Genomic DNA, 25,828 nt, shown 5'->3' with positions numbered 1-25,828 from the left:
GACTGTGAAGCTCGCTGCCGTCACCATGGTCTATAACGAGCCGGATTACATGGATCTGTGGCGCCGCCATTACGGCGCCCAGGTGGGGCCTGAGAACTGCTTCGTCATCGACCACGGGTCAGATGACGGAACAACTGACGATCTGGGCGTCGTCAACATCATCCGCCTAGCGCGCAGCCCGCAGGATGATGACTGGCGATCAAAACTCATCTCCGATTTCGCCGCCGAGCTTCTCGGCCGATACGACTGCGTGCTCTACACGGATATCGACGAAATCCTGGTCGCCGACCCTCGCTATCATCGCAATCTGGCCGATGCGGCGCGCGCCATGCGCGGCCCGGTGATGCATGCGATCGGGTTGGAAGTCTGGCATCTGGCAAAGGACGAACCGGCTATCGACCTCGCCCGCCCGATCAGTGATCAGCGGAGTTGGGTCTGGTTCAATTCCGCGCTGTGCAAGCCGAACCTTATCCGTGAACCCATGCGCTGGGTACCGGGATTCCACAGCGTCGACGCGCCGCTCGCCTTCGACAAGCTTTACCTGTTCCACCTGCGCTATTTCGATGTCGAACGCGGTCTGTCACGCTTGGCCCGCACGCGGGCGATGCCCTGGGCGAACGACCATGCCGGGCTGCATCAACGTCAGCCGGATGAGGCCTGGCTCAGACTGGTGCGCGATGTCGCCAATCTGCCCAAAGCCCGCGACGCCGATCTCGATACCGCACGACCGCCGCTCGGCAACCTGCTGCAGCAAACCATCGGCAGCCAGCTTGGTCGAGAGACAGATACCTATAAGATCGATCTTGGCATTCACGGCCTGAGTCTGTTGCCAATCCCCCGCCGCTTCAAAGGTCGCTTCTAGAGCGTTTCCCGTTCGCTTACGCTCACGGATACCGCTCCAGATTATTGTTTTTGCGAGCATCTTCACACAGCCAGATGATTCCATCTGACTGTGATCTGCTCTAAGACGAGGACAAACGATGACCAAGCACCCCAAGCACCGCTTTCTCCTGCCGATCGCGATCGCCGCTGCGGCGATGACCCTGGCGGCGCAATCGCTGCCCGCCCACGCCGATGGTCTCAGCACCTATGACGGCGTCTATTCCGGCTTCTCCACACCCGCCATGGCCATTTCCGGCTGCGGCCAGACAGCAAAGTCGATCACCATCCATGTCAGGAATGGCGAGGCCTGGACGCATCACCACCGACTGGCCGGCCAGGTCGATGCCAGCGGCAATCTCTCGATGCAGGACGGCGGCGGAATCGCCCATGTCACCGGCAGCATCGTCGCCAATAACCTGACGGCCAGCGAAACCGTGCCGGAAACGCCCGCGAAACTCGGCGCTGCCTATGACAATAACGCAACCATCTGCAGCTATACGATCAATGCCAGCCGGGGCGGTTAGACTCTGCCACCGACCCGCGGCATGAAGCCGCGGGCGACACAAAGGGCAAGCTTCCGGTCAAACACCTGACGGAGGCTAGCGGATCGCACGCCAGGATGCAGTGGCGAACAGCAGCAGCGCTATGGCCGAGGAGACAAGAACGGCTTCCGCCGCGCCGCGCGTGCCCCATAGCGGCAGAAAGATACCCAGGATCGCGAAAAGGCTCAGACAGGACAGAATGCGCGCGATAATCACCTGGGTCGCGCGCCCCATGGCGATCAGTGCCGGCTCGAAAATGGCACTCGCCAGGTCGAAAGCCGATGCCAAGCCCAGCAGCACCAGCAGCGGATAGACGCCGCGATAGGCATCGCCGCCGATGACACCCAGAATGGGCCGTCCCGCGATCAGCAGAATGAGCATGATGACGGTGCCGGCCCCGGTCGCCAGGCTCACCGCCCGCAGGATCAGACGACGGAAATCCTCTCGCCCGCCGGCGGCATGGGCGCGCGCGAGTTCCGAGAAAATGGCGCGCGACGCCATGTCGGAAATCCGCGCCAGCGACTGGGTCAGCTGATAGGCCAAGCGATACTGCCCGGCGCCGACCGGCCCGGCGGCCAGGCCGACCAATAGGACCACGGCCTGCTTCGCCCCGGCATCAAGCGTGGTGTTGAGATTGGTCAGCCAGGAAAAGCGCCAGATGCCCTTGTTCTCCAGCACCGCCAGACGCAGCCGCCGCTGACTGGGCCAGGCCAGCGGCCCCGGCACCGTGCGGCCCACGGCAATCCAATAGGCGGCCGCCGTCAGAATTTCGCCGGCCGTCCAGGCGAGCAGAAACCCGCTAACCGAAGAACCAACCGCCACCACCGTCAGCGCACCGACGAAACGGGTGATCGGCGTCACCGCATCGGCACTTGCCCCGACACCGAAGCGGTCGTGCAGGCGCAGAATGCCGACAGCGGTCGAGCGCACGGTCAGCAGAATGACGAAGGTGAAGCCGAGCCCGGCCCAGGCCAATCCCCTTGGCCAGCGCAGCCAGTCGCCGAGCAGCCAGACGGCGAGCGTCGCGACGACGCAACCGACGAGCGCACCGCCCAGATCGAGCATCAGACAGAAACTCGCGAGACGCGCTGCCGCCTCGCCCCGTCCCGCCTTCAGATGCGGCAATCCGTAGCGGACGACGATCTGCCAGGTCTGGAAACTCACAAAAGCCGCCACCGCCTGCGCGCCACCGGTGATGAGCGTGAACTCACCGAAGCCGCGCGGCCCCAGCGTGCGGGCGGCGAGCGCCAGATAGACGAGGCTGAGAACGGCACCGACGCCCTTGCCGGCCAGAAGCCAGCCGAGATTGGCGAAGACCTTCCCGAGCGAACCCTCGCGCCACTGCTGCGCCATCAGCGTCCGTTGCCAGGCGGCGCAGGGAGTTTGTAGACAGGAGCCAAGATGAAGATCGCCTTTCTCTACATTGCCGAGGCTTATCAATGCTATCACGGCGCGTCCATCGCGCTGGAACTGGCCAGGCGTCCGGGCGTGGATGTCGTCAGCTACTACAACGACCCGCAATCGCCCCATCACCTCGAACGGATCAGGCAGGCCTATGGCGCAGAGCCCATGGCCTATCGCCGGCTGAAGGGGTCCTGGCTGACGCGCCTTCTGCAAACCGCGCTGCGCCGCTTCGGCATGTTCAAAATGCTGACCATGTGGGACAATCACAGCGAACTTGACGCCTATGACGCCATCTTCGCGGTCGAGGATACGGTTTGCTACGCGCGGCGCCTGGGCATCACGCATCCCAAGCTTATTCTGCTGCCGCATGGTTTCGGGGATCGCGCGCGCGGCTTCACCCACCACACCAAGGGCTTCGACTTCGTGCTCGTCGCCGGGCCGAAGATCGCCAAGCGCATGCTGGAGCAGACCCTCGTCTCCCCGGACGGCTATGCCATGGTCGGCGCCGTGAAACTCGATGTCTGCGCGCAGTTGCAGCGGGCGCAGGCGCCGTTATTCAAAGATACCGGCCCGATCGTGCTTTATAACGCGCATAAGGCGCCGAAACTGACGTCCTGGTCGCGTTTCATCGCGCCGATGCTGGATGATTTCGCGGCCCAGGACGACTTCAATCTCATCGTCGCGCCGCATGTGAAGATGTTCCGCCGGCAGCAGTCCGGCCTGCGCGCGTCATGGGAAGCGCGCGGCACGGACCGCATTCTGATCGACACCAGTTCCGACCGGCTGCTCGACATGACCTATACGAGTGCCGCCGATATCTATGTCGGCGATGTCAGCAGCCAGGTCTATGAGTTCCTGGCGACGCCGCGCCCCTGCGTCTTTCTGAACGCCCATGGCATCAAATGGCAGGGCGATCCCAATTTCGCGCATTGGCAATTGGGCGATGTCATCGACGATCCGAAGGACCTGATGCCAGCCATCCGCGCCGCGCCAGCGCGGCATGCGTTGTATCGGGCGAAGCAGGAAGACCTTGCGGCGGCGTCCCTCGGCGAACGTCAGGGCGCAACCATCCGCGCCGCAGACGCGATTCTGGGTTTTATGGGCGCTTCGTACTGAGCCACCACGCGGCCGTCTCTCGCATGCCGGTCTCCAAATCGATCACCGGCTGCCACAGATCGGCTGGGATAAGGTTCGCGGGATCAATGCTCCAATCCCGATGCAGAATTTCCCGCACCTTGCCGCGCCCGAAGATCGCGGCCTGACCGGACCATGCGGCAAACCCGTCGCTGATCGCGCCGGCTGTCTGCAAAACGGCATCCGGAATGGACAAGGCAATCGGCGCACGGCCCAGCGCGCCGCCGATGACGCCCAGCAATTCCCGCCAGCCGTAACCATCCCAGCGCGCATCCGCGATGTCGTATGTGCCACGGGCCTTGTCCGACGTCGCGACAGCCAGCGCCGCCGCCGCCGCGTCGCGCGCATGGATCATGGCAATGCGCGGTTCGGGCGCGGCGATGGCCGGCGCAAAGCGGCCGGCGGCCAGACGCAGTATCGCCAAGCCTTCGCGGTCCCAAGGTCCGTAGATGGCGGAGGGGCGAAGAATGATACCGCGCGTCTCATCCAGCAGGGCCCTGACCGCCTCCTCCCCCGCCCGTTTGCTCTCGGCGTAAAGCGACAGCGCCGGCGCGCGGGCGGCGAGAGAGGAGATCATGACCAGGCGGGGGGACTGCGGAGCACGGGCGACGATCGCCGCCACCCGCGCCGCGCCGTCACGATTGACGGACAGGAATTCGGCCCGGCTGCGGGCTTTCACAAGACCTGCCCCGTGGATGACGACATCCGCGTCCGCGACCAGTTGGGTCAGCGCGCGGGCATCGTCCAACCCGCCCAGAACCAGATCCAGAGGCAGGTCTTCCAGCATGGGGTGAATGGGCGCGCCGCGCGTCAGCAGACGAATGCGCCAGCCGGCAGCGACAAAGGCTTGGGCGATATAGCGACCGAGGAAACCGGTGCCGCCCGTAAGGGCCGCGACCGGAAGCGTCATGCCGCCATCGCGGCCACGGTCGGCAGCGCAGCTGTCAGGTAGCTCTGCCGCGTCTTGGCACGGCTGAGCTTGCCCGAGGAGGTGTAAGGCAGGCTGCCCGGCGGCACGAGAACGACCCGGCTGTCCACACCATGATAGCTGACCAAAGCGCCGCGCACTTCCTCGATCAGCAGCTTGCCGGCGGCGGCGTCCGCAATGCCGCGGGCTTCGACCGCCACCACCAGCACTTCACCGCCGTTTTCTTCGATCGAGAAGGCGGCGCAATCGCCCGTACGGACCTGCGGCACGGCGCGTTCCACCGTCCATTCCAGATCCTGCGGCCAGATATTGCGACCGTTGATGATGATCAGATCCTTGGCGCGGCCGGTAATGACCAGCGTCTCGCCGATGCGGTAGCCAAGGTCGCCCGTCTCCAGCCAGCCGTCATCCGACAGGCTTTCCAGCGTCTCGACCGGACGGCCCTTATATTCCTGCATGATGCTGGGGCCGCGCGCGAAGACGCGCCCGACCTGGCGGTCGCCCAGCACGGCACCGTCACGGCCGCGCACCTCGACCTTATGGCCCTTCAACGGCAAGCCGCAGTGAACGACGGTGCGCGCCCGCGCGTCCGCCTGCTGCGGCGGCATGGCCAGTCCGTCCTGCTCCAGCCGGTCAAGATCGATCGTCTCGGTCTCGATGCCCAGGCCCACCGGCGCGAAGCTGATGGCAAGCGTCGCCTCGGCCATGCCGTAGCTCGGCAGGAAAGCCTCCGGCTTGAAACCGCAGCTGCCAAAGGTATCGGCGAATTGGGAGAGCACGGCCGGGCGGATCATATCGCCGCCAATGCCCGCGATGCGCCAGGTCGACAGATCGAGGCTGTCACGGTCGATGGTCCGCTGGCGGCGGGTACAAAGATCGAAACCGAAGCTCGGGGAATAGGACACCGTACCGCGGTTCTGGGAGATCAGAGACAACCATAGGCGCGGGCGGCGCGCGAAATCCTGCGTCGCGATGAAATCGACGGTCACCTGACCGCAGAGCGGGCTGAGCAGGAAGCCGACCAGACCCATGTCGTGATACAGCGGCAACCAGGAGACGGCACGGTCCTGCGGGCCGATTTCCATGCCCTGGGCCAAAATGCCGGCGGCATTGGCCATCAGCGCTTTCTGCTGGATGACGACGCCCTTCGGGAAGCGCGTGCTGCCGGAGGAAAATTGCAGATAGGCGGTATCCTCGGGCCTAATCTCCGGCAGGACGACGTCCTGTATCTCCATCTCCGCGAGATCGGCGACGGTGCCGCACAGGCGCATGCTGCGGGCCTCGGCCATCGGCGCCAGCCAGGAAATCAGCGTCGTGGGGGCGAAAAGCGCGCGCGCTTCAGCCTCATCCGCCAGCCGCTCGATATGCGCGATATAGGTCTCGCGCCCGCCGAAGGCGAAGGGCAGCGGCATCGGCACGGGCACCAGCCCCGCATATTGGCAGGCGAAAAAGATCCGCACGAAATTCGGACTGGTCTCGGCGATGATCGCGACGCTGTCGCCGCGGGTGAGACCCAGGCCCATCAGCCGATAGGCAAGATCGATCGCATCGTGGCGCAGACCGCGATAGCCGAGCGCTTCGCTGAGCTCGCCCTGCGCGGAGTAGAAGTTGAGACCAGTCAGACCCTCCGCCGCATAGTCGAGCGCTTCGGGCAAAGTTCTGAAATCACCGGCACGCAGAGCAAGCCCGCTCAGCGTGGGAGTCGGTCCAGTCGAAAGATGGAGATCCAAATTCGGTGATCCAGACTAAGCAACGTTTGACATAAGGGAGAACTCAGGCCGCACGTCGCGCCGCCAGAGTCCTTTCGACAAGGAAGAGATCCGCGGGTTTATCGACGTCGACCGCCGCATCCGCGAAAGGAAGAGTAATAACCGCAAGTGAAGCACCACTTCTACGGCTAAGAAGCCTAGTTGCCTTGTCCATTGTCAAGGTTTTGAATGCATAACCGACGAGCGCCGATAAACCGATCAGTCGCGCCATGGTCCAGGGATGCTTCCGATGGGCTTCCAATTTTCGCCAAAAAACGACGGCAAGACTGGCTTTTTCGTGCTGCAACAGGAAGAGGTTGCAGCCGCTGAACAGCCCGTCGCGCAGACGCAGCCATGTGCGTCGCGTATCAGGGTAAGCCGCGCAAATAATCTCCGACCGTGCCACTGCGGCCACAGCGTCGGCACTGGATGGCGCCAGGGAGAGAAAAGATTTTACGATCTCAGGCGTCAACAGCGCATGATCCGCCGTCGTCACAAGCAACGGCGTGCCGAATTCTGCCAAAGCGGCAGCGACACTGGCGCTTGGTGAAGTCTCGGCGTGACGGACCGCAACAGAGGCGGCTTCGGGCAAGTCATCGAGCAGATCCTTGCGCTCGCAGACGACGATTATTCGACCGACGGCAGGGCTCTGTTGCAGCGCGCGAATGACCCGCAGCACCATCGGCGTGCCGTCCACGGGCAGCAGCGCCTTATGCGAGACGCCACCCTGGATCGCCAGCGGATCGGCAGCCCCGTCGCGGCTGCCGGCCAGAATCAGGGCCGTCAGTGTGGCCGGGCCGGTCATGCCGTGAGGGTTTTCTCGTAGACGCGGTAGGTTTTGTACTGGCGGCCGCCAACCGCTTCCGCCAAATGCCGCATCGGCAGATTGTCCTCAAGAATCCAGGACATTTCGACCGCCTTGATGCCCTTCGCCAAGGCCTCGCGGCGCAGGGATTCCACCACATGCAACGCCAGCAGCCGGCCGAGCATGCCTTCGCCGTAACGCTTGCGCACGCCCATCAGGGGCACGCGCGCGGTCGGCACGCCTGAAACCTTCAGGCGCCACAGCAGCTTGGCCCAGCCCAGCGGCAATAGGCTGCCCGAAAGATCGCGGATCGCGGCATTCAGATCGGGCAGGCAGAGGCCGAAGGCTGCCGGCTCGCCGTCGACATCGGCGAACCAGATCAGCTTTTCATGCAGCAGCGGGCGCATGGCCTTGGCCATGTGATCGACCTCGGGCTCGGTGATCGGCACGAAGCCCCAATGGGTCGCCCAGGCATCGTTGAAGATGCTGACGAGGGAGGCGATGTCCTGCTTCAGCGTCTTGAACTGCATCGGGCGCAGGGTGACGTTGCTCGGCAATCCGCGCGCCACCATGGCGGCCGAACGCGGCGGCAAGGCGGCCGTGGTGTCGCAGAGATAGGCATAAAGATCGCGGATCTTGCCATAGCCGGCAGCGTCGATATGCGCGGCCACATAGGACGCGTCATGCGGCATCATCAGCATCGGCGGCGTATCGAAACCGTCGATCAGCAGCCCCGATTCCTCATTAATCGAAAGGCTGAACGGTCCCTGCACACGCTTGATGCCACGCTCGGCGAGCCAGGCCTCGGCGGTCGCCAGCAGCGCCGCGAAGACCGCCTTGTCGTCGATGGCCGACAGCATGCCGAAATTGCCGATCGGCGCCTCAGGCTCGGGCTTCGTCAGATGGTCGATCTGGGCGGAGATACGGCCGACATCGACGCCGTTCTTTCGCGCCAGCCAGAAAGCCGCGTCGGCATGGCCGAAGAAGGGATTGCCCTTGGGCGTCAGCGCCGCCTGCCGTTCCGAATGCAGCGGCGGGATGTAGTTTGGATCCGGCGCCATGATGCGGTCGGGCAGACGGATGAAGCGCTTGAGCAGCGCAGGCCCCGTCACGGACAGAATCTCGATATCGCCGAATGTCGTGCTTGCCATGATCAATTGGCCTCGCCGGAGCAGAACAGCGGGTTGCGTCTGGAGGCGTAACAGCGTCCCGGCATAGGACCAGACATGACGCGCGCGACGAAGAATTCCACCGTTCTAGCGCAGAAACGACTCATGAGGCGATGGGCATCCGTCAGACGCCGCAGGACGGGCGCTAGTCCAATCTCACAGACGCCCGCGATAAATGCCAGCACAACATCAAATGGGATGGTTGGATGAACGGCATCGGCCGGACAAGGGTCCTTCAACAGCATGCGGCCGAGATCGATATCTCGGCCCTCCTTCCGCCAGCGCCTGTGCATTACCTTCTCCTCAGCCGTCGCAAGACATCCTGTCGCGTAAGACTGTCAAGGAAATTAGCCGGCTTGTTTTGAATAAATGTCATGCTTCGCTGTCGTCCGCCTGGCTCAAACGCAGGCAGGCGAAAGCGAAAAAGAACAGCGCCGCCATCCAGCCGGCGAGCCAGGGCGGCAGCGCGCCGGACTGGCCGAAGGCATTCAGTAGCCCGGCCGAGGCAGCGAAGCCAAGGCCCAACGCCAGGCCGGTCGCGGTCGCCCGCGTATTGCCGGTGGAGCGCGGCGGGGCGAGCAGAACGGGGGCCGCCAGCAGCAGCATGATCATCGGGCTGAGCAAAGCGGCGAAGGCCGCCTGCAATTCCGTCCGGTAATAGCCAAGCCCTTGCGAGCCTGCCCAATGCCCGTGCAGCACGGCGAGGATGCGGCCCAAAGTGATGCTATCCGTGGGCCAGGCGAGCGCCTGCATATTGGCGGGCTCGGGTCCCTGCGGCCAGGGCATCGTCGCCACATCCTGCACCCGCGCGGCCTCGGGCCGGGTGACGCGGACCTGCTGCAGCACCCAGCCGGCCGGCCCGAAATGGGCGATCGGCGCGTCCAGCCGCAGGCTGATCTCACCCTGCCCGTCACGCTCCAGCACCATCACACCGCGCAGCGTGCGCCCGTCCGTGGAAACGCTGTCGACGGCGGCAACGTCGCTGCCGGCGCGCAGCCAGATGCGCGGCGGCGGACTATCCGCGGCGGGCGGTATGGTCGCCGCCCACCAATTGGCGAAAGCGCGGTCGGCCTTCGGCGCCACCTCGTTCTGCAGGGCGAATTGCAAGACGCAAAGGACCAGACAGACGGGCATCAGCGCGCCCACCATCTGCCACAGGCTCATCCCCGCGCCGCGCAGCGTCGTGACCTCCAGATCCGCCGCAAGGCGGCGGAAGGCCATCAGCGCGCCGATCAGGACTGAGAGCGGCAGCATTTCGCTGACGATGGCGGGCAGTTGCAGCGCGATGAAATGCAGGATGTCCCGAAAGCCGCCATGGGCGAAGATGGTGCCAGCATTCTCCAGCAGATTGAGGATCTGAAGCATGGCCGAGAGGCCGATCAGCGCCGCCAGCATCCGGCCGAGGAAAAGCCTGGTGAGATAGGCGCGGATCATCGGGCCGGCTGCTTCCGAGCCCAACCGCCGCCCAGCCATCGCACGCCGCGCAGACAGAAGGACGCCGCATCTTCCATCCGGGCGAAGAGCGGATCGAGCGGCCCCTCGCTGGTATGACGGGAGGCGCGGCGGAACATCCAGAAGCAGAAAGCGCTAAAAACAACGAAAATCGCCCAGAGCGGCGCACGCGGATCGATCAGCCCGGCCGTGCCGAGCGCGGCCGTCAGTTGGATCGCGTGATCGTACAGGATCAGGATCAGGAAACCGACGCTGATGCCGTATTGGCGCTTGGCGCGCTTGGCCGAAATGCCGATGGAAACGGCCATCAGAGGCAGCACCGCCATGGAGATCGACCGGATGATGCGGCTGTAGAGCTCACCGTTCATCCGGCGCAGCGGCTGCGGAGGATTCTTGTCGTGGCGCGCGGACCAAAGTTCGCCGGTCGTCATCTCGCGCTCGTCACTGCCCCGCGCGCGAAAGGCGCGCATCGGCAGCACGAAGGGGCGCTCCATCGCCGAGGTCGCCGAGGTCTCGGTGCCGATCGTGCCGTCGGGCTTCAGATCCAGCCGCTTGCCGTTGTCGAGCGTGAGCAGGACATCGGCGCCCCGGCCGACCAGGGAGACGGTTCCGGTGACGCCGGTCGTCACCTGCTCGGTCCCATCCGTCTTGCGCTGGAAGGCGAGCACATGCCGCAGCGCGCCGGTGCCGCGCTCGGCGCCATCGGCCGTGACGACGAGGTTTTTCGAGACATGGATGATCTGGCCGGGTGGAATGGTCGCGTTCCAGCCGCTTTCGGTCGCGGCCCAAAAGGCCTCGCGGAAGGCGTAGCGCGCCAGCGGCTGGACATAGCCGTAGAGCCCATAGGCGACCAGCATGAGCAGGAAGCCGAGGATGAAGAAGGGACGGCTGATCCAGACCATGGACAGGCCGGCATTCTGCATCGCCTCCAACTCGTTATCGGCGCTCATCCGGGCGATGACGAAGTAGATACCCAGGAAAAGCGCCGCCGGCAGGGCCAGACCCAGGTATTGCGGCACCAGATCGACCAGCATGCGGCCGACGAACTGGGCCGGCACGTTCTGGTCGGCCAACAGGTTGAACAGCCTCAGCAGGCGCTCCAGCAGCAGCGCGGGCAGCACCACGAGCAACGTCGCCGCGAAAGGGCGGGCGCAGAGCGACAGAAGATAGCGTTCCAGCGTGCGGGGGGACCGCGCGTGAGGGGCGCGCACAGAAAAGCCCAAGAGATCTACCGTTTCATTCCAGTCGGCGTCGGTGCCGAGGGCGATGGATCGCCGGGCGCCCGATGATGATAAGGTCTTCTTGCAGAAAAAGGTCACGGCGGCGAGACTGCCCGCCATCATGCGCTGGTGTGCTGACTGTTATGACCTCCAATGCTATTGCGTCGCAATATCATTCAGTCGCGTGATCCGCGTCATGTATTCTTGCCTCGAGGCTGAGTTCCGATGACATTTGCGCCCGGCCGCTGGCTTATGGCTTGTCTGATTGGGCTTCTGTTAGGCGTTTCAGGCGATTTTCCCGCCTTGGCGGCGACAGAGTCCGGCGTCGCCTGTGACGCGCCCGGCGTGTCGCCCTCGGCGCCGCGCCTGCTGATGACCGTCACCAATATCCGCCATGCCGGGGGCAATATCACCTTCACGCTCTATGGCGACGACCCGGCCAAATTCCTGGCCCATCACGGCAGCATCGACATCATGCGCGTGCCGGTCACAGCGAATAGCGTGCAGGGCTGTTTCGCGCTCTCGGGTCCTGGCACCTATGCGGTGGCGATCTATGACGACGCCAATAACAACCACCGCTTCGACAAGACTTTCCTCGGATTGCCGGCCGAGGATTACGGTTTCTCCAACAATCCGCGCAATCTGCTGGCGCCGCCGGGCTTTCACGCCGTCGCCTTCACCGTGACGGCGGCAGGTGCCCACATCACCATGTCATTGCATCCGTTCTGACGGGAAGCCTGAAGCTCCACTCCCCACCAGGCTCAAACACATTGCGTATCGGATTGTAGCGACGCAGGGCGGAGGTGAGATGCCAACCGCTCTCCACCCTTTCGATGCGATGCAGATGCCAACCAGCCCATTCGGGCCGCGCTTTGCTCGCCAAAGCCGCCGGCACGCCGAAAGAGGGAATTCTATAGCTGGGCCCCTGCACTCCATCCAATCGAGTGATGTGGTGATGGCCTGAAATCATGAGCTCAGCACCATGCTGCGCCAAAACCGCGCATAGCGCAGCCCGGTCGCGCAGTGCCTTGCGTTCCCCGCCCAGGCTCATGGTCGGGGGATGATGGATGAGGACGGCACGGAACAGCCCCTGGCGTCCGGTTGCCTCCAGCAGCTCTGCCAGCCTGTGCATTTGAGTCATGCCGATCTCGCCATAGGCCTTAAAGACCGGGGTCAAAATGGCCGAATCGACCCCGATAATCGCCAGATCGCCTCTACGTCTCAGGAAAGGAAATCCCCCCTCGCTCAAGACGGCTTCTTCTGCATCGCTGCACATCCAGTCTTGCCATTGCTCAAGACTATCTTGCCATGGCAACGGAACTGTCCGATCATGATTGCCGGGAACTACCGAAAGATCATGCGGTGCTCCTATCTGTTGGAGATAGCGTCTAGCCGCCACGAATTCCGCCGGATGGCCGAAATTCGTGATGTCTCCTGTCAGGGCAATATGATCGGGTGCCTGCGCCGCGATATCGGCAAGTAAAGCCGCGGCCGGGTGCAGTGTGTAAATTCGTTTGCGCTTCCTGTGCCAAGACAGTTTGGCAAGGACGCTTTTCAGATTTCGATCCCGCATCGACATCGCTTCCGCCGGGGGCGGCAGATGCAGGTCGGAGAGATGGGCAAGGCTGAATTGCATTGGGTCAGATAACCTCTTCTACGCAGGCGCCCCGGCGCATCGGGTTGATTATCAATCCGCGCAGCCACGCCAACAAGACGAAGCCGGCCGACTTCACCGCGGTCCTGGCACGCCACCCTGAAGTGCAGGCAGCCTCTCCGGATGGTCTGCCCGAACTGCACAAGACCCTCGCCCAATTCGCGGCGGACGGTGTGACGCTGCTGATCGTCTGCGGCGGCGACGGCACTTTGCGCGACGTCATCAGCGCCATGCCGCACGCCTATCCCGACGACATGCCTGAGATCGCCATTCTATCGGCTGGCAATACCAATCTGGCGGCCCGCGTTCTGGGCAGTGCCGGCAGCGACAGCGCCGCCCTCGAAAAGATTCTCATCGCGGCAGCTCAGAACCGGCTGACCCGCAAGGTCTGCCCGCTGCTGCAGGTCTCCTGGCCGGACGAACCGGCGCGCGACCCCATCTTCGGCTTCCTGTTCGGCGCGGCGAGCTTCACCGAGGTCAAGCGCACCGCCAATGCGGCCGTGCGCGGCGGCGGGCTGCGCCATGGGGCGGAGGTCGCCGCGACCGTCACTTTGACGGCGCTGCGCGCCATTCTCGGCCGCGACCCCGCCATCAAACAGGGCTGGCCGATGACCTTGACGGTGGGTGATCGCCCAGCGATCGACGGTCAGCGCATGCTGGTGATGGCGACAACGCTGGACAGCCTCATGCTCGGCCTCTGGCCTTTCTGGGGCAAGGGTCAGGGCGGCATCCGCTGGCTGGATATCGACGCCTCGCCCCGGCGCCTTGTCGCCGGGCTCACCAATATGCTGATGCGCCGCCCCAAACCCTGGATGCTACGCGGCGGCTACCGCTCCGGTCGGGGCAATGCGCTGCGCCTGATGCTGACCCAGCCTTTTATTCTGGACGGGGAGGCTTTCGAGCCCCGCTCGGGTGGTGTTCTTCTCTCTGCGGCCGCCAGCGTCACGGTCGTCGCCCCGTGACATCCGCCTTATGACCGTGGGCGCCGAACAGGCGCTCGGGCCTTTGATCGCGGCGGAACTGGACCGCCCTGCCCCACCGGCAATGGCCGCCTTGGTCCAGGAGATTCTCGACAGCCGAGGCAAAGCGGTTGCGGCTATTCTGTTCTATGGCTCCTGCCGTCGGACGGGCGATCTGACCGGTCTCATCGATCTTTATATTCTGTACGATGGCCATCGCGCCTTTCATCGGCGCGCCTTTCCGGCGCTGATGAATGCGGCACTGCCGCCCAATGTCATGCTGATGGCCGCTGGGGCCGGGACTGATGGATTGCGCGCCAAGGTCGCCATGCTCTCGGTCCGCCAATTCGACCGTCGCGTGCGGCCAGGCTCGCTCGACACCACGATCTGGACGCGCTTTTCCCAGCCGTCGTCTCTCCTCTATGCACGCGATGATGCGGCACGAAAACGCGTGACCGCCCTGCTGACGCAAGCCGCCGGCACCGCGCTCGCCTGGGGACGTTGGCTGAACCCGGCCGCCGAAAACGCGGGTACTGTCTGGGAAGGGCTCTTCCGCGAAACCTATCGGGCGGAGCTGCGGCCGGAGCGAGCGAACCAGCCCAGCGTGCTGTATGAGACCAATGCCGCCTGGTTCGACGGGCTGTTCGATGCCGGAGGGCATCCGGCGGCCAAGGCCCCGTTCGGCGGCTGGGCATTGCGCCGCTTCTGCGGCAAGCCGCTCAATCTGCTGCGGCTGGTGAAAGCCGCCTTCACCTTCGCCGGCGGCGCCGATTATCTGCTGTGGAAGCTGCAGCGCCATAGCGGCGTCCGCCTGGAGCTTTCGCCCTGGCAGCGCCGCCACCCGATCCTCGCCGCCCCGTTCCTACTCTGGCGGCTCAGAAGGATAGGCGCGCTCAGCTAGCCTTATTCCGCCGCTTCGACCGTCGCCCCGATGATACCGAGCTCCTCGCCGACGGAGGCGATGGCGTCCACCGCGAAGCGGATATCGGCTTCGCTATGGGCGGCGCTGACACTGGTGCGAAGAAGAGATTCGCGCGCCGGCGTCGCCGGCGGCAAAGCCAGATTGACGTAAAGCCCGCGCGCCAGAAGCTTGTTCCAGAAGGCGACCGCAAGCTCCGGCTTGGTCAGCCGGACGGAGACGATCGGGCTCGGCGTCGGGCCCAGGCGGAACCCGGCCTTGGACAGACCCTGATACAGAGCCTCCGCGTTCCGCGTCAGCGCCTGCCGCAGGTCCGGACGCGCGGCCATCACCTCGAAAGCCTGGGTCACGCTCGCCGCGATCGACGGCGGCATCGAGGCCGTGAACATATAGGCGCGGGAGGCGACGCGCAGCACCTCGAAACCCGGCATGTCGGAGGCACAGAAGCCGCCGATGCTGCCTAGGCTTTTGCTGAAGGTGCCGACGACGAAATCGACATCCGCCTCGACGCCCGCCACTTCCTGAAGGCCACGGCCGTGTTCGCCGAGCACACCCAGCGAATGCGCCTCATCGACGAGAAGATAGGCGCCCGTCTCGCGCTTCACGGCAGCGAATTCGGCCAAGGGCGCCACATCGCCCAGCATGCTGTAGATGCCTTCGACGACGATCAGCTTGTCGCCCGGCTTATCGGCCAGATAGCGCAAGCGGCGATAGAGGTCGTCCGGATCGTTATGGCGGAATCGCGTCACCTGCGCTTCGCTGAGGCGCGAGCCGTCATAGATGCTGGCATGGCTGTCGGCATCGAGCAGAAGATGATCGTCGCGCCCGGCCAACGCCGCCATGATGCCAAGATTGGCCTGATACCCGGTCGTGAAGACCATCGCATCCTGCCGGCCAAGGAATGTGGCGACCTGCTTTTCCAGCGCGACATGCGCGCTATAGGTGCCGTTGGCGATGCGGGACCCGGTGGTGCCGGTGCCTTCGGTCTCAAGCGCCGAGACCGCTGCCGCGATACAGCTCTCATCGAAGGTCAGGCCGAGATAGTTATTGGTCCCGAGCAGGACGACGGTCTGGCCGTTCAGCCGCGCCGTGGTCGGCGACAGAATCTCGTCGAAGGCGACGGTGAAGGGATTGGTGCCAGCCTCGCGCAGTCCCGACAGGGACTGGGCGAGATGCGCATATTTTCCGAGCATATCAGGCGGCAGTCCGCGCCTGTTCGGTCGTGATCGCCCGGGCGAGATCGCCGACGGTCGCGATTTCGGCCACGGTATCCAGCGGAATGACGGTGTTGAAGGCGGTCTCCAGCTCCATGATGAAATCCATCACCGCGATGGAATCGAGGCTGAGATCGCGCAGGATATTGGTCTCGGGCGTCACGGCATCCGCCATGGCGGGGGTCACGCCGTCCAGGGTGCGGATTACCGCGACAATCGTCGCGATGACGTCCTCTTCGCTGGGCAAGGTCTTGTCTCCATGACTAAAAGCGTCCGTGCGCATGGCATGACACGGACAGTCCTATCGATTTTCTGGATCTCCTCTATCACGAATGTCGGTCGGTCGCATCTAGCGGTACATGCATGGTCCTGACCCCTGCCATGGGTCTCCGACCGTCACGCTGACCCCCGCTTTGCCCTCAGGATGGGGTCTCTCGAAGGAAGGATTGAGGCGAGAATGCTGCGGCCGATGGATCTTTGGCGTGTCGCGATCATCAACCGCCCGCTGACCGCGATCCTGGCGGAAGGGTTTGATGAGCCAAGCGTCACCTGGGGGCCAGCAATGCCGGCGCAATCCTTCCGGGCCGATCCCTTCGGCCTCTGGCGCGACGGCCTGTTGCATGTCTTCGCCGAAGGTTTCAGCTATCGCGACCGCCGGGGCTATATCGACCTTCTTGTCTATGATGCGCAATTGACCCTGCTCGACAGCCGCACGGTGCTGCGGGAACCCTGGCATCTGTCCTACCCCTTCGTGTTCGAGGCGGAGGGGGAGATCTGGATGCTGCCGGAAGCCTTCCAGTCCGGCACGCTGACGCTCTACCGCGCCAAGACGTTTCCCGGTGAATGGGAGGCCGTGTGCCAGATCCCGCTGGACGGGGCCGCCATCGATGCGACGCCCTTCTTCTGGCAAGACCGCTGGTGGCTGTTTTATGCGCCATCGCACAGCAAGCGCGCGAAGCAGAGCCATCTTCACATCGCCTATGCCGATCGTCTGACCGGACCTTGGCATCTCCATCCCGGCAATCCGGTGCATATCGACATCGCCAGCGCGCGGCCGGGCGGCACGCCGATCCTGCAAGGTGGATCGATCATCCTACCAGTTCAGGATTGCCGCAGAACCTACGGCGCCGCGATCCGTCTTCTGGAGATTGCGCATCTCGACGAGACCGCCTTCGCCGCGACAGACCGCGACGGATTGCAAGCGCCCGCCTGGATGACACCCTATACGGACGGGTTGCATACGCTCTCGGCCGTGGGGGAGATGACGCTGCTCGACGTCAAGCGGATGGATGCCTCGCTGCCGGCGACGGTGTCTCGGCTCTATCACATCCTTCGGCATAAGCTGGCGAAAGCCGCATGAAGATCGCCTTCCTCTATAATCACGATGCCGTCCACCAGATCCCGCATACGATCCCGGTGGCTTCCGCCCTCGCGGCGCGTGGTGTCGATGTGCATGTGCTGACATCGAGCGCCGAGCAGCGAGAGACGGCGGCGAGTCTGATTGCGCCCGGCGTCGCTGCGCCGGGCACCGCCGTCACCTTCCATGACCTGACGCTCAGCTGGCCGAACCGCTTGGCGGATCATCTGCTGCGGCCTGTCTTGCCCTTCAAGCGCATCGCTATCTTACGCGAACATGCGACCCTTCTCGGCAGTTTCGACGCCATCGTCGTGCCGGAGACGACGACGACGTTGCTGCGCACCCGCTTCGGTGTCAGCGCACCGAAACTGATCTATATCCCGCATGGCGCCGGTGACGGTGCGGCCGGCTTCCGCAAGACCACGCGCCATTTCGACCTGGTGCTGCTGTCGGGTGAGAAGGTGCGGGACCGGATGCTGTCAGGGGGACTGATCACCCCAGACAACCACGCCATCATCGGCTATCCCAAATTCGATATTGCGCTCGGAAGGCCGGTCGAGCGCTTCTTTGACAACGACCTGCCGACGGTCGTCTACAATCCGCATTTCAATCCGCATATTTCGTCCTTTTATCCCTTCGGACGCGCCGTGCTGGATTGGTTCGCGCAACAGGATCGCTTCAACCTGATTTTCGCGCCGCATACCATGCTGTTCAAGCGCGCGATTCATATCACGCCCATCCACAAGCGCATCGGTTGGCGTGGCAACCTGCCGAAAACGCTGCTCGATCATCCGCGCATCCGCATCGATACCGGCAGCCGGCGCTCCGTCGACATGAGCTATACGCGCGCGGCCGATATCTATCTCGGCGACGTCTCAAGCCAGATCTATGAGTGGATCGCGCAACCGCGTCCGGCGATCTTCTTCAATACCGGCGGGGAGGATCGCGCAACCTCCCCCGATTTCGGCCATTGGTCGCTGGGCGAGGTCATCACCCGTGTCGATGCGCTACCGGCCGCGCTTGACCGGGCGATCACCAATCCGGACGCGTTCAAGACTGCACAAGAATTACGACGGGATTTGACGTTTTCGATGACCGAAACCCCGGCCGGGGAGCGCGGGGCCGAAGCGATTTTGGCGTTCATGGCCCGTTCCGCCAGCGCCACCGGGTAGGTCCGCGCAACGACTGCGCGGATGACGAAGAAAAGTATCGCCCGCGGACTTGTTCCGCGGGTCTACCCGATCAAACGGAAAACTACTCCGCCGCCTTGGTCTCGGTCTCCGAGGAGACCGGCGCGACACCGGTCGCGCCCTTGGCGAGCCGGTTATAGGCGTCGAGCGCGGCGATTTTATACGCCTCCGCCAGCGTCGGGTAGTTGAAGGTATTCTCGATGAAGTATTCGAGCTTACCCTTCAGGTTCAGCACGGCCTGCCCGATATGGATGAGTTCGGTCGCCCCTTCGCCCACGATATGCACGCCGAGCAGGCGATGGGTGCGGATGGAGAAGATCATCTTCATCATCCCCGTTTCCAGACCCATGATATGGCCGCGCGACGTTTCGCGGAACCGCGCGATGCCGCATTCATAGGGAATGCCCCGGCTGCGGACATCCTCCTCGCTCATCCCGACCGTCGAAATCTCCGGCACGGCATAGATGCCGTAGGGAAAGAATTCCGGCGCCGGCGGCAGCGGCATATGGAAGGCGTGGCAGGCGGCAATCCGCCCTTGCTCCATGGAGGTGGAGGCGAGGCTCGGGAAGCCGATCGCATCCCCCGCCGCATAGATATGCGGCACATTCGTCTGCAGGGTCTGCGGATTGACATGCAGGCGCCCGCGATCATCGGCGGTCAGTCCGGCAGCCTCCATATTGATGGAATCGGTCGCACCCACCCGCCCCGCGCAATAGAGCAGCATCTGGCTGCGCACGCGCCGCCCGCTTTCCAATATCGTCACCGGCCAGCCGTCTTCCATGGCGATGGAAGCGACTTTGGAGCCGAAGCGGATCGCCATATTGCGGTCGCGCAGCTGATGGACGAAATCCTCGATAATCTCGTGGTCGATGAAATCGAGGAAGGTGCTGCGGCTCTCGACCAGGGTGACCGCGACGTCGAGCGCACTGAAGATCGTCGCATATTCCACGCCGATGACGCCGGCACCGACCACGGTCAGGCTGCGCGGCAGTTTTTTCAGGTCGACGATCTCATCGCTGTCCAGCACGCTGACGCCGTCGAAAGGGACGTCCTTCGGCCGATAAGGCCGGGTGCCGACGGCGACCAGGATCTTTTCACCACGAACCAGAGTGACTTCGCCATGCTCGGCGGTCACTTCCACCGTATGCGGATCGACGAAGCGCGCCGCGCCGGCCATGGTGCGGACGGAATTGCGGGCGAACTGATGCTCCAGAATATCCACCTCATGGTCCAGCGTCTTATGCAGACGCGACATGAGATCCTCGGCCTCGATATCCTTTTTGACCCGATAGGCCCGGCCGTAAAAGCCGCGTTCCCGGTATCCGGTCAGGTTGAGGACGGTTTCCCGCATGGTCTTGGACGGGATGGTGCCCGTATGCACGGATACGCCGCCGACCCGCCGGCCCTTTTCGATGACCAGCACGGAATAGCCCAGCTTCGCAGCCTGAATGGCGGCGCGGCGACCGGAAGGGCCGCTACCGATGACGAGGAAGTCATATGCCAACACGCGATGTGTGTCCCTTCGCAGCCGCAACATCACTCTAGCACGACCGGGCGGCTATGAAACGCCCGGATCGTTACCGCCCCTCGTGTGCTGAATGTGACGTTCGCTTGATCCTGGCCAGCACCGCGTTGCGAAGGTCAAATTCGAAAAGCACCCTAAAATCATATATTTGCTAGTCTGGCGCCGATTGGTAAATTCGCATCGCGCTTGCCCCATGCGATAGCGAATTTCCGAATCGCCACACTAGCCCATCGCCACTACGATTTCATGACCGATCCCCGAAAGCAGCGGGGGCGATCCAGACCGAGGAAGCAACCATGGCGCATGAACGCGTAAGCAAGCCGGCCTTTGATTGGGCCGACCCGTTTCAGTTGGATGACCAGCTGACGGAGGAGGAGCGTATGGTGCGCGATACCGCGCGCGATTTCGCCCAGGCAAGGCTTCAGCCAGGCATCACGGATGCCTATATGACGGAAAACTTCGACCGCAAACTCATGGAGGAGATGGGAGCCCTCGGGCTTTTGGGACCCACGATCCCGGTCGAGTATGGCGGCGCCGGTCTGGGCTATGTTTCCTACGGCCTCGTCGCCCGGGAAGTGGAGCGCGTGGACAGCGGCTATCGCTCGGCCATGAGCGTGCAGTCCTCCCTCGTCATGTATCCGATCCACGCCTATGGCTCGGAGGAACAACGCATGAAATTCCTGCCGAAACTCGCGACCGGGGAATTCATCGGCTGCTTCGGCCTCACCGAACCCGATGCCGGGTCGGACCCCGGCGGCATGCGGACGCGGGCGGTGAAAGTCGCGGACGGCTACAGCCTCTCGGGCAGCAAGATGTGGATCAGCAATAGCCCGGTCGCCGATGTCATGGTCGTCTGGGCCAAGTCGGACGCGCATGACGGCGCCATTCGTGGCTTTCTGCTCGAACGCGGCATGAAGGGGCTGACGACGCCGAAGATCGAGAACAAGCTCAGCCTGCGTGCCTCGGTGACCGGTGAGATCGTCATGGATGAGGTCATCGTGCCGGAGGAAAACCTGCTGCCCGGCGTCTCCGGCATCAAGGGCCCCTTCGGCTGCCTCAACCGGGCGCGCTACGGCATTGCCTGGGGCACCATGGGCGCCGCCGAATTCTGCTTCCACGCAGCAAGGCAATATACGCTGGACCGCAAGCAGTTCGGCCGCCCATTGGCCGCGACCCAGCTGGTGCAGAAAAAGCTCGCGGATATGGAGACCGAGATCGCGCTTGGCCTGCAGGCCGCGCTCCGCGTCGGCCGGCTGTTCGAGGACGGGCGCCTGGCACCGGAAGCCATTTCCATCGTCAAGCGCAACAATTGCGGCAAGGCGCTGGATATCGCCCGCGCCGCCCGCGACATGCATGGCGGCAACGGCATTTCCGCCGAATTCCACGTCATGCGCCATGCCGCCAATCTGGAAACCGTGAATACCTATGAAGGCACGCATGACGTCCACGCGCTGATTCTCGGCCGCGCGATTACGGGCCTGGCGGCATTCTGAGACCAAACGACTGTCGCCGGCCCTCTCTTTAGTCATCCGCGCACTTGTTGGGGGGCGCCTAGCCCGCGGACCTACCCGCCGCGGCGCCCAGACGCCGTGATGGCGCCCTAATGGGTAGACCCGCGGCATGAAGCTCGGCCGGACAGGCCGCGGGCGACGGCCGAAGCGGCATGAACGCGGGCGGCCGTCGAATCAGTCGGCTGCGCTCAAGCCGCGCCGGCGACATAGGACCGCAACTCGTCCACTTCCATCTGCTGCGCATCCAGCCGCGCCTTCACGACATCCCCGATGCTGACGATGCCGATCAGCTTCCCTTCTTCCAGCACCGGCAAATGACGGAAACGCCCTTCCGTCATCACCGCCATGGCCTCCTCGACCCTGGTCTGCCGCGTGATGGTCTGAACCGACTGGGTCATGACGGAGGAGACCGGCAGATCGAGCGCCGCCGGCCCATGGACGGACAAGGCGCGGATGATGTCGCGCTCGCTCAGAATGCCGATCAACCCATCCCCTGCCACCACCGGCATCGCGCCGATCCGCCTTTGCACCAGGCTCTGGACGACCTCGCGCAATGTGCGTGTCGGCTCCACCGTGGCGACGTCGCGCCCTTTTCCCCGAAGAATCCTTTCGACTGACATTGTCCCTCTCCCGGCTTTGCCGATCGCGGGCGTCTGCGTCCCGCTTGGTGATCCGGTCGAAATCATATCAGGGTCATGTCAGATTCGTTTCAAAATTCTGCCCCCCGGCGGGGCCACATCTCTGCGAGCCATGCCGAAGGCCGCAGATTTTTGCCGTGCCATGCGTGGTTTTGGTTGCGCGACACAGCATAGAGACGGTTCGATAGCAGCCGCACATCTGGAACAGTCCTGCCATGGCTCAGCATCACGAGATCCCCTTCACGCCGGAGACGATGATCCGCACCGTCATGTCGGCGGCGTTTCCGCCGATTCTGACCATCGATTCAGGCGATACCGTCAGCCTCTCCTCACTCCCCGCAGGCGGGGCTTCGGCCTTCCCACCCAATGCCGCCGATGTGCCGGAGATCTGGCGCCAAGGTGTGGCTGCTCATCCGCGCGAGGGCGGGCATTTCCTGACCGGTCCGGTCTTCGTGCGCGGTGCCATGCCCGGCGACACGCTGCAGATCGACATTCTGGAAGCCAAGCCATGCATCGATTTCGGCTTCGTCAGCATCATGCCGCTGGTCGGCACCCTGCCGGAGGAATTCGACTATGAGACGATCCACCCGACCATCGACCATGACCGGCAGGTGATGACGCTGCCCTGGGGTACGGAACTGCCGCTGGACCCCTTCTTCGGCATCATGGCCGTGGCGCCCCCCGCCGCCTGGGGTGAGGTCAGCACCATCCAACCCCGCGCCTTCGGCGGCAATATGGACAATAAGGAGCTGAAGCCCGGCGTGACGCTCTATCTGCCGATCTTCAATGAAGGGGCGCTGTTCACGGCTGGTGATGGCCATGGCGTGCAGGGCGACGGCGAGGTCTGCGTCACGGCGCTGGAAACCGCGCTGACCGGCACCTTCCGTCTGACCGTGCGGAAGGACATGAAGATCGAGCGGCCCTTCGCGGAAAGTGCCACGCATCTCATCTCCATTGGCCTTGATGAGGATCTGGACGACGCCGCCAAACAGGCGGTGCGGGAAATGGTCGATCATATCGCGGCCCGCACCAACCTCTCCCGCAACCAGGCCTATATGCTGTGCTCGCTGATCGGCGACCTGCGGGTAACGCAGACGGTCGACGGCAATAAGGGCTGCCATATGATGATGGCGAAGGCCAACCTCTAAGCCGGCCTGGGCTCAAGAGCGTTTTCCCGGACGGTCTTCGGCGCATAGCCGAACTGGCGGGAGAACGCGCGAGAGAAGGCGGCCGCGCTGCCGAATCCGCTGCGGAAAGCGACCGTCTTGACGCTCGCATCCGACAGCAAAGCCTGCCGGCCGAGGGTCAGGCGCCAGGCCGTCAGATAGGCGGTCGGCGTCTGGCCCACCACGTCGCGGAAACGCGCGATGAAATGCCCGCGCGACATCTCGGCCAGCGCGGCCAGTTCCGCCACCGTCCAGGCGCGGCCAGGATCGTCATGCATCGCGACCAGGCTGCGATGCAGCGTCGGGTGCGCCAATCCAGCGAGAAGGCCAGCGCCGACGCCGCGATCGATGGCGCGGCGAATGGCGAGGACGACGATGACCTCACCCAGCCGGGACCGCACGGTCGCCCCGCCACAACTAGGGCTGCAGGCTTCTGCAACGAACAGGTCCACGATCGCGCGCATCGCCGTCCCCGCCTCCAGATCGACCACCAGTCGCTCAGGCAAAGCCGCCAGCAACGGATTGACCGCGCCGCCGAAGATGACCTCTGCGGCAATGCCGTCCGCGTCGGCGGTGCCACCCTGCATGGACAGGACGACGCGCCGCGCCGAGCCTGTTTCAGGGTCGCGGGCGATGAAAAGCTGCGCATCGGCTGACATCTGACCCGCTGCCAAAACCTCGACCCGCAAATCATAGGCCCGAAGAAACGCCGTCAGCCGATCATATTTCCGGTCGGCCTTCGTATTCTCGATCATGCCTTTGGTCCCAAGCTTGATCCTAATGATGACATAAAGGGGCCCAATCGACATCGGACAAAGACCACATAGATGAGCCAGACAGATCAGGCGGCGCAGAAATTCGATAGCAGCCGGGCCGAGGAATACGAGCGGCAAAGCCGCATCGCGCTCGCCGGTTATGAGGCGTGTCATGAGCTCGCAGCCTGTCTTCTCGCGGCGTCGCTGGGAAGTGGCACCGAGGCGCTACTTCTGGTCGCGGGCGCGGGCGGCACGGGAAATGAAATCCTGACCGCCGGCGGTCTGGAGCCGGGCTGGCGCTTCGTCGCGGTAGACCCGGCCCCGGCGATGCTGGATCTGGCCATGGATCGCGTTGCGCGCGCGGGGCTTGGCGACCGGACGACAGCGGTCTCCGGCACCGTCGCCGATCTGCCTTTGGATGACATATTCGATGCCGCGACACTGATCGGCGTGTTGCATCACTTGCCTGGGGATGGGGCCAAGCGGGCGATCCTCTCCGATATCGCCGCGCGCCTGCGTCCCGGGGCGCCCTTCGTGCTGGCCTGCAACCATTATCCCTATGCCAGCCAGCCCTTGCTGCTCGCGGCCTGGGGCGAACGCTGGCGGATGCTGGGGGCGACGCCTGATGAGGTGCAAGCCAAGCTCGGCCGCATTCTACAAGGCGCGGACCCGCCGGATGGGGAGCAGGCCGTGGCAGCTCTGCTGGCGGAAGCGGGTTTCGATGCGCCCTTGCGCTTCTTCAGCAGCCTGTTCTGGGGCGCGTGGATCGCGCGAAAGCTCTAGATTATTGTTTTTGCTAGCATCTTCGCACAGTCAGATGATTCCATCTGGCTGTGATCTGCTCTAAATCGCTTGCGCGCGGCGCCGGTACCAGAAGGTGCCGGCGAGGAGCAGGCCCAGGATGCCGTAGCCGATGATCGGCGACAGCAGCAGGTAGCGGCCGATCGGCCAGACAAAGACCAGCCAGACCATGACGACCGTCTGCAAAATCAGCCCGACGCCCCATAACACCGTCAGGTGCCGGAAAAAGGCGCGGCCCCTGGCGGAAGACCCGAATCCTTGCAGCCGTGCGGCGGCTTCCGGCCCCTGCCGCGCGAAGGTCGCCACCGCCAGGTGATAGAGCAACGGCCGTTCCATCAGCAGCGTCGCTAGAAAAACCACGCCGACCAGGCCGGTGACGGCATTTTCGCGGATCTGCAGCAGTTTGGCGCTGCCGCCCAGGCCGGTCGCCACCACGGTCAACAGAATACCGGCGACCACCACGGCGCTGATCGCATCCACCCGGCGGCGGACGATCAGCTCGCCGATGCTCCAGACCAGCGGCGGCGCGACGGAGCCGATCAGCGCGATCGTATCGCCGCAATGCGGCGCCAGCAGCGAATAGACGGCCCAAGGGGCCAGGATATTCACGGCCAGTTCCAGAATCAGGTTGATCGGGAGGCGTTTCACGGGCGGCGTCATTCCTGCGGCGCGCAGCATTGCAGCCACAGAGGTTAGGCCGGCCCTGCATCCTCGGCAACCGACCGCATCTCTGGCACCCCTGGCCGCACCTCTGGCCGGGCCGGAGCCCGGTCACCGCCGCAGCACTGGCCGCGCCCCACTGGCATTTCTGCAACACCCCGCGTCGACACTTGCCGCATGTATTGACGTTGCAAT

General features: G+C 64.1%; 25 protein-coding genes. 11 read left to right on the top strand and 14 right to left on the bottom strand.

Annotation, left to right across the window (positions count from 1 at the left end; translation table 11 throughout):
* Nucleotides 1–4: 4 nt before the first annotated feature.
* Both ACELLULO517_RS19640 and ACELLULO517_RS19635 read left to right on the top strand, forming a co-directional pair.
* A complete protein-coding gene (locus ACELLULO517_RS19640) occupies nt 5–862 on the top strand; it encodes a glycosyltransferase family 2 protein (RefSeq protein WP_227309120.1) in 858 nt (285 codons plus the stop codon).
* 118 nt (nt 863–980) lie between these two features.
* A complete protein-coding gene (locus ACELLULO517_RS19635) occupies nt 981–1,406 on the top strand; it encodes a hypothetical protein (protein WP_227309119.1) in 426 nt (141 codons plus the stop codon).
* A 75-nt stretch (nt 1,407–1,481) separates the two neighbouring features.
* Here the strand turns inward: ACELLULO517_RS19635 and ACELLULO517_RS19630 are convergent, their stop codons facing one another.
* Nucleotides 1,482–2,777: a lipopolysaccharide biosynthesis protein gene (locus ACELLULO517_RS19630; protein ID WP_227309118.1), complete on the bottom strand. Its 1,296-nt coding sequence runs from the start codon at nt 2,775–2,777 to the stop codon at nt 1,482–1,484.
* Between the two features lie 48 nt (nt 2,778–2,825).
* On the opposite strand from ACELLULO517_RS19630, the gene ACELLULO517_RS19625 reads away from it, so the two are divergent.
* Nucleotides 2,826–3,944 carry a hypothetical protein gene (locus ACELLULO517_RS19625; RefSeq protein WP_227309117.1) on the top strand — a complete coding sequence of 373 codons (1,119 nt, stop codon included), beginning with the start codon at nt 2,826–2,828 and terminating at the stop codon, nt 3,942–3,944.
* Here the strand turns inward: ACELLULO517_RS19625 and ACELLULO517_RS19620 are convergent.
* The 6 genes from ACELLULO517_RS19620 to ACELLULO517_RS19595 form a co-directional block, all read right to left on the bottom strand.
* The gene (locus ACELLULO517_RS19620) at nt 3,925–4,872 is read right to left on the bottom strand and encodes an NAD-dependent epimerase/dehydratase family protein (RefSeq protein WP_227309116.1); all 948 of its coding nucleotides are present in this window, start codon (nt 4,870–4,872) and stop codon (nt 3,925–3,927) included. The two genes, ACELLULO517_RS19625 and ACELLULO517_RS19620, sit on opposite strands and share 20 nt — an antisense overlap.
* Nucleotides 4,869–6,620, bottom strand: a complete 1,752-nt coding sequence (locus ACELLULO517_RS19615) for a fatty acyl-AMP ligase (RefSeq protein ID WP_227309115.1) — start codon at nt 6,618–6,620, stop codon at nt 4,869–4,871. Before ACELLULO517_RS19615 ends, ACELLULO517_RS19620 begins: the two co-directional genes overlap by 4 nt.
* 43 nt (nt 6,621–6,663) lie before the next feature.
* Entirely contained in the window at nt 6,664–7,443 is a 780-nt protein-coding gene (locus ACELLULO517_RS19610) for a nucleotidyltransferase family protein (RefSeq protein ID WP_227309114.1), read from the bottom strand.
* Nucleotides 7,440–8,594 (bottom strand): GNAT family N-acetyltransferase, encoded by a 1,155-nt coding sequence (locus tag ACELLULO517_RS19605; RefSeq protein WP_227309113.1) that lies wholly within the window; start codon nt 8,592–8,594, stop codon nt 7,440–7,442. Before ACELLULO517_RS19605 ends, ACELLULO517_RS19610 begins: the two co-directional genes overlap by 4 nt.
* 390 nt (nt 8,595–8,984) lie before the next feature.
* Entirely contained in the window at nt 8,985–10,046 is a 1,062-nt protein-coding gene (locus tag ACELLULO517_RS19600) for an LptF/LptG family permease (protein WP_227309112.1), read from the bottom strand.
* On the bottom strand, nt 10,043–11,407 hold the full coding sequence (locus ACELLULO517_RS19595; protein WP_227309111.1) for an LptF/LptG family permease: 1,365 nt from the start codon (nt 11,405–11,407) through the stop codon (nt 10,043–10,045). Before ACELLULO517_RS19595 ends, ACELLULO517_RS19600 begins: the two co-directional genes overlap by 4 nt.
* A 180-nt stretch (nt 11,408–11,587) precedes the next feature.
* On the opposite strand from ACELLULO517_RS19595, the gene ACELLULO517_RS19590 reads away from it, so the two are divergent.
* Nucleotides 11,588–12,013: a DUF2141 domain-containing protein gene (locus ACELLULO517_RS19590; protein WP_227309110.1), complete on the top strand. Its 426-nt coding sequence runs from the start codon at nt 11,588–11,590 to the stop codon at nt 12,011–12,013.
* Here ACELLULO517_RS19590 and ACELLULO517_RS19585 read toward each other — a convergent pair.
* Nucleotides 11,988–12,920 carry a metallophosphoesterase family protein gene (locus ACELLULO517_RS19585; RefSeq protein ID WP_227309109.1) on the bottom strand — a complete coding sequence of 311 codons (933 nt, stop codon included), beginning with the start codon at nt 12,918–12,920 and terminating at the stop codon, nt 11,988–11,990. The two genes, ACELLULO517_RS19590 and ACELLULO517_RS19585, sit on opposite strands and share 26 nt — an antisense overlap.
* On the opposite strand from ACELLULO517_RS19585, the gene ACELLULO517_RS19580 reads away from it, so the two are divergent.
* Both ACELLULO517_RS19580 and ACELLULO517_RS19575 read left to right on the top strand, forming a co-directional pair.
* Entirely contained in the window at nt 12,920–13,900 is a 981-nt protein-coding gene (locus ACELLULO517_RS19580) for a diacylglycerol/lipid kinase family protein (RefSeq protein WP_227309108.1), read from the top strand. The genes ACELLULO517_RS19585 and ACELLULO517_RS19580 overlap by 1 nt on opposite strands.
* Nucleotides 13,901–13,910: 10 nt before the next feature.
* Nucleotides 13,911–14,798 carry a hypothetical protein gene (locus ACELLULO517_RS19575; protein WP_227309107.1) on the top strand — a complete coding sequence of 296 codons (888 nt, stop codon included), beginning with the start codon at nt 13,911–13,913 and terminating at the stop codon, nt 14,796–14,798.
* Between the two features lie 2 nt (nt 14,799–14,800).
* Here the strand turns inward: ACELLULO517_RS19575 and spt are convergent, their stop codons facing one another.
* Together spt and ACELLULO517_RS19565 are read right to left on the bottom strand one after the other, a co-directional pair.
* Nucleotides 14,801–16,009: a serine palmitoyltransferase gene (gene spt, locus ACELLULO517_RS19570; protein ID WP_227309106.1), complete on the bottom strand. Its 1,209-nt coding sequence runs from the start codon at nt 16,007–16,009 to the stop codon at nt 14,801–14,803.
* 1 nt (nt 16,010) lies between these two features.
* The gene (locus ACELLULO517_RS19565; RefSeq protein ID WP_227309105.1) at nt 16,011–16,277 is read right to left on the bottom strand and encodes an acyl carrier protein; all 267 of its coding nucleotides are present in this window, start codon (nt 16,275–16,277) and stop codon (nt 16,011–16,013) included.
* Between the two features lie 210 nt (nt 16,278–16,487).
* Here ACELLULO517_RS19565 and ACELLULO517_RS19560 point away from each other — a divergent pair, with 210 nt between their 5' ends.
* Nucleotides 16,488–17,390 carry a glucosamine inositolphosphorylceramide transferase family protein gene (locus ACELLULO517_RS19560; RefSeq protein WP_227309104.1) on the top strand — a complete coding sequence of 301 codons (903 nt, stop codon included), beginning with the start codon at nt 16,488–16,490 and terminating at the stop codon, nt 17,388–17,390.
* Nucleotides 17,387–18,559 (top strand): hypothetical protein, encoded by a 1,173-nt coding sequence (locus ACELLULO517_RS19555; protein WP_227309103.1) that lies wholly within the window; start codon nt 17,387–17,389, stop codon nt 18,557–18,559. Before ACELLULO517_RS19560 ends, ACELLULO517_RS19555 begins: the two co-directional genes overlap by 4 nt.
* 82 nt (nt 18,560–18,641) lie before the next feature.
* Here the strand turns inward: ACELLULO517_RS19555 and sthA are convergent, their stop codons facing one another.
* Nucleotides 18,642–20,084 carry a Si-specific NAD(P)(+) transhydrogenase gene (gene sthA / locus ACELLULO517_RS19550; RefSeq protein ID WP_227309102.1) on the bottom strand — a complete coding sequence of 481 codons (1,443 nt, stop codon included), beginning with the start codon at nt 20,082–20,084 and terminating at the stop codon, nt 18,642–18,644.
* 314 nt (nt 20,085–20,398) lie between these two features.
* Between sthA and ACELLULO517_RS19545 the strand changes: the two genes are divergently transcribed.
* A complete protein-coding gene (locus tag ACELLULO517_RS19545) occupies nt 20,399–21,595 on the top strand; it encodes an acyl-CoA dehydrogenase (protein ID WP_227309101.1) in 1,197 nt (398 codons plus the stop codon).
* Nucleotides 21,596–21,801: 206 nt separating this feature from the next.
* Here ACELLULO517_RS19545 and ACELLULO517_RS19540 read toward each other — a convergent pair whose 3' ends face one another.
* Entirely contained in the window at nt 21,802–22,233 is a 432-nt protein-coding gene (locus ACELLULO517_RS19540) for a CBS domain-containing protein (RefSeq protein WP_227309100.1), read from the bottom strand.
* A gap of 233 nt (nt 22,234–22,466) precedes the next feature.
* On the opposite strand from ACELLULO517_RS19540, the gene ACELLULO517_RS19535 reads away from it, so the two are divergent.
* A complete protein-coding gene (locus ACELLULO517_RS19535; RefSeq protein WP_227309099.1) occupies nt 22,467–23,399 on the top strand; it encodes an acetamidase/formamidase family protein in 933 nt (310 codons plus the stop codon).
* Here the strand turns inward: ACELLULO517_RS19535 and ACELLULO517_RS19530 are convergent.
* Nucleotides 23,396–24,172, bottom strand: coding sequence for an AraC family transcriptional regulator (locus ACELLULO517_RS19530; RefSeq protein WP_227309098.1), 777 nt, complete (start codon nt 24,170–24,172; stop codon nt 23,396–23,398). The genes ACELLULO517_RS19535 and ACELLULO517_RS19530 overlap by 4 nt on opposite strands.
* Nucleotides 24,173–24,244: 72 nt before the next feature.
* Here ACELLULO517_RS19530 and ACELLULO517_RS19525 point away from each other — a divergent pair, with 72 nt between their 5' ends.
* Nucleotides 24,245–24,955 carry a class I SAM-dependent methyltransferase gene (locus ACELLULO517_RS19525; RefSeq protein ID WP_227309097.1) on the top strand — a complete coding sequence of 237 codons (711 nt, stop codon included), beginning with the start codon at nt 24,245–24,247 and terminating at the stop codon, nt 24,953–24,955.
* 60 nt (nt 24,956–25,015) lie between these two features.
* Here the strand turns inward: ACELLULO517_RS19525 and ACELLULO517_RS19520 are convergent, their stop codons facing one another.
* Entirely contained in the window at nt 25,016–25,621 is a 606-nt protein-coding gene (locus ACELLULO517_RS19520; RefSeq protein ID WP_227309096.1) for a VC0807 family protein, read from the bottom strand.
* Nucleotides 25,622–25,828 lie beyond the last annotated feature (207 nt).

Source organism: Acidisoma cellulosilyticum (assembly GCF_020621385.1).
GTDB lineage: Bacteria > Pseudomonadota > Alphaproteobacteria > Acetobacterales > Acetobacteraceae > Acidisoma > Acidisoma cellulosilyticum.
This window is presented reverse-complemented; position numbering and strand designations above follow the sequence as displayed.